The following is a 6,512-nucleotide window of genomic DNA, read 5'->3' on the forward strand; positions in this document are numbered from 1 at the left end:
TCACTGGGAAAGCACCTCTCCGAGGCCATTCGCAGAGGACACAAGATATACGCCGGTCAGGAGATCCTGGAGATCAGGGATCGAGAGTTCAGGATATTCCTGGCCCAATACCTCGATGCTCGGGCCCCCATATATTGAGGGCTTACAGGCTTTTTCGCCCAGGCTAAAAGCACTTCCAGTAGACCTTATGAATGCTCTTTATCTCATCGATCCGCCTAGCGACCTTGGGGTCGAATCCGTGAATATCCGGAACATCCCCCTGAAAAGCCCTTATCTGGGCCACAATGGCCTCCGCCTGGGCGGAGAGGTTGTAGCCTCCCTCCAGGACGGCTGCCACCCTTCCGTTTGAGCAGATATCCGCAACCTCCTTAACCACTCCGGCGATGGCGGCAAATCCGCTGGCCGTCAGGCCCATCCCCCCCAGAGGATCTTCTTTATGCGGGTCCTGGCCTGCTGAGACCAGGACGATATCAGGGGAGAACTCCTGGGCCATGGGCACCAAGAGCTCCCGGTAGGCCATCAGATAGCCCTCGTCCCCGGTTCCCGAGGGCAGGGGCACATTCACCGCGGTCCCCTCTGCGCCGCCCTCCCCGACGTCGTTCATTCTGCCCGTGCCCGGATAGTGGGGGAATTGGTGGGTGGAGAAATACAGCACCGAACGATCAGAGTAGAATATGGCATTGGTCCCATTACCATGGTGAACATCCCAATCCACTATCAAAACCTTCTCGAGATCCCTGGACTGGGCATGCTTTGCCGCTATGGCCACATTATTGAAGACGCAAAAGCCCATGCCGCGATTGGGCATGGCATGGTGGCCGGGCGGCCTGACCAGGGCAAAAGCTCCCCTATGGCCTTCAATCACCGCATCCACGGCAGCAATGGCGCCACCCGCTGCCATGAGGGCGGCATCAAAAGAGTCTTTGGAGAGGATGGTATCGATATCGAGGTGGCCGCCTCCCCGCTCGCATATGGCCTTCACCTGATCTATATAATTCCGCCCGTGTATTGCCTCGACTTGCTCGATCGTCGCGGGTTTCGGCGTGATGCACTCAATATCCAGTCCTTCGGATTCGATTCTATCCAAGATTGCCGTCAGGCGTTCCTTTCTCTCAGGATGTCCATCGGTATCGTGCAATAGATAGATGGGATGATAGACCAGGGCGAACTTCCCTTCACTCATATTTGCATATAATACCGCATCTCGTAAAACGATTTTCCCTTTAAAAATCAAAATTTTTTAATATTTTGGAAGATAATGTATTCAGAAAGAATACGAAGAGTATGATCAGTGTTTCCTCATTCGCATCAACCCGATTGCCTATACGATATACATCGATGCATAAAGGCCCGTTGTAGATGGCAAAAATCCTCTTGTTCGATCCTATCGATCAACTCTCTCCGGGGGTTGCTGCTGCCTCTTTGAGCTGATATCCTCAATCTGCTCCATTTCTTATTTTCTATCTTCTCTCATCCATTGCGGCCTTTCTCGTTTATCCAGATCAAAGAATAAGCTTTTAAACAAGGCAGATAATGCAGGCTTTGAGCCTAGCAAAGCTCTTTGGTCAACCTCTTAGCTCTGTGTGGGAAAGACCAGCACCAAGCTGCTATCATTGACCAAAAAAGATATAATAGGGAAATACTCTATCACTACCCTATAGTCCCTTATGGGATTAGGAGGGTGACGTAGCTATACACATGTCAGAGATGCGCCCGAAAGCAATGGCAATGCAGGAGATACCGTGCGCCATGCCTTTAGCGGGCGGTTTGAGATGTTATTCAGGCAATAGTTTTAAGAATAATCAGACTGTATGCTGCTAAAAGTGATCATGAAGGGTAAATAGGAGGTTAAAAGATGAAGAAATTGGCTGCAATTACATTTACATCGATGGTGCTATTACTGGCAACAGCGATGGCAGTAGGAGCGGCTGACAGTGTCGAGATTCGCGGGAAGGTCGCCACAGGGACCGACACCTGGACCGCGGACGACTTTGCCGGCTTCTACTACGATCTTGATGACGACATCAAGACCGAGGAACTGACAGCAACCGTGACCGAGGGCAATAAGCTCATGGAGCCTGATGGCGTCGTATACACCACCAAGGTCATGGCAGACGACTTCGACTATGAGGCCTGGGGATCCTACAATGTCATCGGCTTTATGGCCGACAAGTACTTTGCAGGATACATAGACACCCCAGATTCGGTTGAAGATGTACTCTTCGAGGAGTCCGACGACGAGAATGTTCTCTCCGATGAGCAGCTTCTCAAGATCCTGATGGACAACGACGATGAGAGAACGGTCACCTCCGGCACACCTCTGGCTATGGAAGAGGGCTATGAGCTGTCCATTGCAGCCATCGATATCGATGGTAACAAGGTCTATCTCGAGCTCTCCAAGGACGGAGCTGTTGTGGACAGCAAGGTCATCTCCCCATCCAAAGATGGCGCCACAATGAAGGACAAGACCTACTACTACAAGAAGGATATCGGCGACTCCAAGGATGTAGTCATCGTCGCTGCTCACTTCAAGAATGCCTTCCGTGGTGCCGAGCAGAACCTGGCAACCATAGATGGACTGTGGCAGCTCTCTGACAACCCAAGGGATGTCTCTGAGAACACCGAGTACGACAAGATGACCATCCAGACGGTCACCGCCGACAGCATCATGATGAACAATGAGGACAACGATATCACCCTTAGCAAGAACAAGGATATCACCCTCATGCCTGGCGTCTCCATCAGGACCGCTGATGCCGATGAGCTCAGATACTACCTCTACAAGGAGATCACCGAGCCAGGAACCTATGAGATCAGGGGCAATGTGGCCACTGATACCTTCACCTGGACTGCCGACAACTTCGCTGGATTCTACTACGATATCGATGACAACATCAAGACCGAAGAACTGGTCGCAACCATATCCGAGGGCAATAAGCTCCTTGAGCCTGATGGCGTAGTATATACCACCAAGGTCATGGCAGACGACTTCGAATATGAGCCATGGGGATCCTACAACGTCATTGGCTTCATGGCCGAGAAGTACTTTGCCGGATACATAGACACCCCAGATACCACTGATGATGTCCTCTTCGAGGAATCCGACGACGAGAATATCCTCTCAGATGAGCAGCTTCTCCAGATCCTGGTAGACAACGATGATGAGAGAACAGTGACCTCCGGCACACCTCTGGCTCTGGAAGAGGGCTATGAGCTGTCCATTTCAGCCATCGATATCGATGGTAACAAGGTCTACCTCGAGCTCTCCAAGGACGGAGCAGTTGTGGACAGCAAGGTCATCTCCCCATCCGCTGACAACGCTGGAATGAAGGACAAGACCTACTACTACAAGAAGGATATCGGCGACTCCAAGGATGTAGTCATCGTCGCTGCTCACTTCAAGAACGCCTTCCGCGGCGCCGACCAGAACCTGGCAACCGTTGATGGACTGTGGCAGCTCTCTGACGCCCCCAAGGATGTCTCTGAGAACACCGAGTACGATAAGATGACCATCCAGACGGTCACCGCCGACTCCATCACCATGGATATTGAGGATAACGATATCACCCTCAGCAAGAACAAGGATATCAGCCTCATGCCTGGCGTCTCCATCAAGACCGCCGATGCCGATGAGCTCAGATACTACATCTACAAGGAAGCAACCATCGAGGGAGAGGAAGAAGTAGCAGAGGAGGAGACCGCTGTAGTCACTCCTGTCAATGATACCGAGAAGGTTGTAGAAGAGGCTAAGGAAGCCGTCGAGGAAGCCAACAAGACGGTAGAGGAAGCTGAGGAAGTAGTTGAAGAGGCCAAAGAAGAGGTAGCTGAAGCTGAAGCCCATGCTGAGGAAGCTGCAGAGGCAACCGCTAACCAGACACCTGGATTTGGCAGCATCTTCGCCCTGACTGGCCTTCTGGCAGTCGCTTACCTCGTCCTGAGCAGGAGAGACTGAAAGATCAAATAGCTGGAGGAGCTGGGCTTCTCCAGAACTATCTCTTTTTTTTATTTTCATTTAATTCATATCATCACTATTGCGTTTGGTTTTTCTGTGGGGTAAGGCCCTAACCATCTGCCAATAATTTGAGCTCCCCAAAAAAGATGGCCTCGACGGGACGAATAAGTATTACATCTCGTATTCACATATATTGGGGCAGAATAGGTGGTGATTGTCCATGCAGAGCACTCAAGAAGCCCAATTCTGGAGAAGGCCGGATCAGGAGTCGGAGGACGTGAACTGCAGCCTCTGCTATCAGAACTGCCGCATCCGTCCCGGCAAGAGAGGAATATGCGCGGTGCGTGAGAATCAAGGTGGAATGCTAATGACGCTGGTCTATGGAAACCTCATTGCTGCCAATGAGGACCCCATTGAAAAGAAGCCATTCTTTCATTTCCTTCCCGGCAGCCTGGCCTACTCCATAGCCACTGTGGGCTGCAACTTCCGCTGTCTGCACTGCCAGAACGCAGATATCTCCCAGCTTCCTCATGAGACCGGCAAACTGCCGGGCAATTACGTTCCCCCTGAGGATGTGGTAGCGGGGGCAGTCTCCAGGGGTTGCCAGTCCGTTGCTTATACCTATACCGAGCCCACGATTTTCTTTGAGTACGCCTATGATGTGGCCAGATTGGCTCGAGCTTCCAAACTGCGCAATGTCTTTGTAAGCAACGGCTACATTGGCCAGGATGCGGCGGATAAGATCATTCCCCTCCTGGATGGCATCAACATCGACCTGAAAGGAGATGATGAGTTCTACCGCAAGGTGTGCAAGGCAAAGCTCGATCCGGTAAAGAGCAACATCGAGAAGTTCTGGCGGGCAGGAGTCTGGGTGGAGGTCACAACCCTGGTCATCCCAGGCTATAATGATTCAGTTGAGGTGCTGACCGATATGGCAGGGTTCCTGGCCGGGATCAGCCGGGATATGCCCTGGCATGTATCCGCCTTCTACCCCACCTACAAGCTGCTGGATGCACCGCCCACCGGAATAAAATCGATAAAAAGAGCCCTTAACATCGGACGGGAGGCGGGATTGAAGTACGTTTATGCCGGAAACATCATCGGAGAGAGCGAGAGCACCATATGTCCGGATTGCGGCTTCGTCCTAATCGAACGCCGCGGATACAGGGTCATGAAAAACACGGTGACCGAAGGGCGCTGCCCCAACTGCAAAGCTGCGGTGGCAGGAGTCTGGTCCTGACAAAATCTTAATATCTGACCCGCTCCGACTCTGCTCCATATGCCATTTTGCACTGTAGAGGAGGCGATCTCCGATATCCGCGCCGGTCGCTTCATAATAATATTGGACGACGAGAACCGGGAGAACGAGGGGGACCTGATGATGGCAGCGGAGAATGTGACCCCGGAGGCCATCAATTTCATGGCCCGCTTTGGCCGGGGTCTGATATGCATGCCGATGACCGCCGAGCGCCTTCGCGAGCTGGACATTCCCCTGATGACCAGCCAGAACACCGAGTCCATGGGCACCGCGTTTACCGTTTCGGTGGATGCCAGAATCAATACCACCACCGGCATTTCCGCATTCGACCGGGCGACGACCGTTCATGCCCTGATCGATCCTGTGACCAGACGAAACGATATTGTCACCCCCGGCCATCTGTTCCCCCTGCAGGCCAAAGAGGGGGGAGTTCTGCGGCGGACGGGGCATACGGAGGCCTGCGTCGATCTGGCCCGGCTGGCAGGGCTCCAGCCCGCTGGGGTGATTGTGGAGATCATGAACGATGACGGCACCATGGCCCGGCTCCCACAGCTCGAGCGCTTCGCCCAGGAGCACGGCCTGAAGATGCTGACCATCGAGAGCCTGATCCGCTACAGGATGCAATATGAGAAGCTCGTCTGCAGGATCTCCGAGGTGAGCATGCCCACGGAGTACGGCCTCTTCACCGCCATTGGCTATGAGTCCGTCCTGGACGGACAATGCCATATCGCTCTGGTAGCAGGAGACCCCACCTGCCCTGATGCCCTGGTCCGGGTCCACTCCGAATGCCTCACTGGCGATGTCTTCTCCTCAAAAAGATGCGACTGCGGCGAGCAGCTCCGCCGGGCTCTGCAGCTCATAAGCAAGAACGGCAATGGCGTCCTTCTCTATATGCGCCAAGAGGGAAGGGGCATAGGTCTCGCCAATAAACTGAGAGCATATGCCCTCCAAGATGGCGGATCGGATACGGTAGAGGCGAATCACCGGCTGGGCTACCCGGCAGACCTCAGGGACTATGGAATCGGCGCTCAGATCCTGGTTGATCTGGGAATAAAGCAGATTCGCCTTCTGACCAACAACCCGCGCAAGGTGATAGGGCTTGAGGGCTACGGCCTGGAGATCGCAGAGCGAGTACCTTTAGAGGTTGAGCCCAATAACATCAACCGCCGGTACCTGGAGACCAAGAGAGACAAGATGCACCACCTTCTTCTCCAGAATGAGGGGCAGTAAAAAAGAAAGGCTCTTCGCTGAATTATGTGGGTCAGGCACTGCAGTGGTTTTAGTCTCTGTTCCTCTGCGCCT

At 53.2% G+C, this 6,512-nt stretch carries 4 protein-coding genes; 3 read left to right on the forward strand and 1 reads right to left on the reverse strand.

Annotated features, from left to right (window positions below; genetic code table 11):
• Positions 1-163: 163 nt before the first annotated feature.
• Positions 164-1,183, reverse strand: coding sequence for a histone deacetylase family protein (locus BP822_RS03975; protein WP_286877781.1), 1,020 nt, complete (start codon positions 1,181-1,183; stop codon positions 164-166).
• Between the two features lie 672 nt (positions 1,184-1,855).
• Between BP822_RS03975 and BP822_RS03980 the strand changes: the two genes are divergently transcribed.
• The 3 genes from BP822_RS03980 to BP822_RS03990 all read left to right on the forward strand — a co-directional run bounded on the left by BP822_RS03980 (position 1,856) and on the right by BP822_RS03990 (position 6,440).
• The gene (locus BP822_RS03980; RefSeq protein WP_273277924.1) at positions 1,856-3,952 is read left to right on the forward strand and encodes an S-layer protein domain-containing protein; all 2,097 of its coding nucleotides are present in this window, start codon (positions 1,856-1,858) and stop codon (positions 3,950-3,952) included.
• 220 nt (positions 3,953-4,172) lie between these two features.
• Positions 4,173-5,192 (forward strand): AmmeMemoRadiSam system radical SAM enzyme, encoded by a 1,020-nt coding sequence (amrS, locus tag BP822_RS03985; RefSeq protein WP_048131917.1) that lies wholly within the window; start codon positions 4,173-4,175, stop codon positions 5,190-5,192.
• A 39-nt stretch (positions 5,193-5,231) separates the two neighbouring features.
• Positions 5,232-6,440 carry a bifunctional 3,4-dihydroxy-2-butanone-4-phosphate synthase/GTP cyclohydrolase II gene (locus BP822_RS03990; RefSeq protein ID WP_013718928.1) on the forward strand — a complete coding sequence of 403 codons (1,209 nt, stop codon included), beginning with the start codon at positions 5,232-5,234 and terminating at the stop codon, positions 6,438-6,440.
• Positions 6,441-6,512: the final 72 nt, after the last annotated feature.

Source organism: Methanosaeta sp. UBA458 (assembly GCF_002496085.1).
GTDB classification, from domain to species: domain Archaea; phylum Halobacteriota; class Methanosarcinia; order Methanotrichales; family Methanotrichaceae; genus Methanothrix; species Methanothrix soehngenii.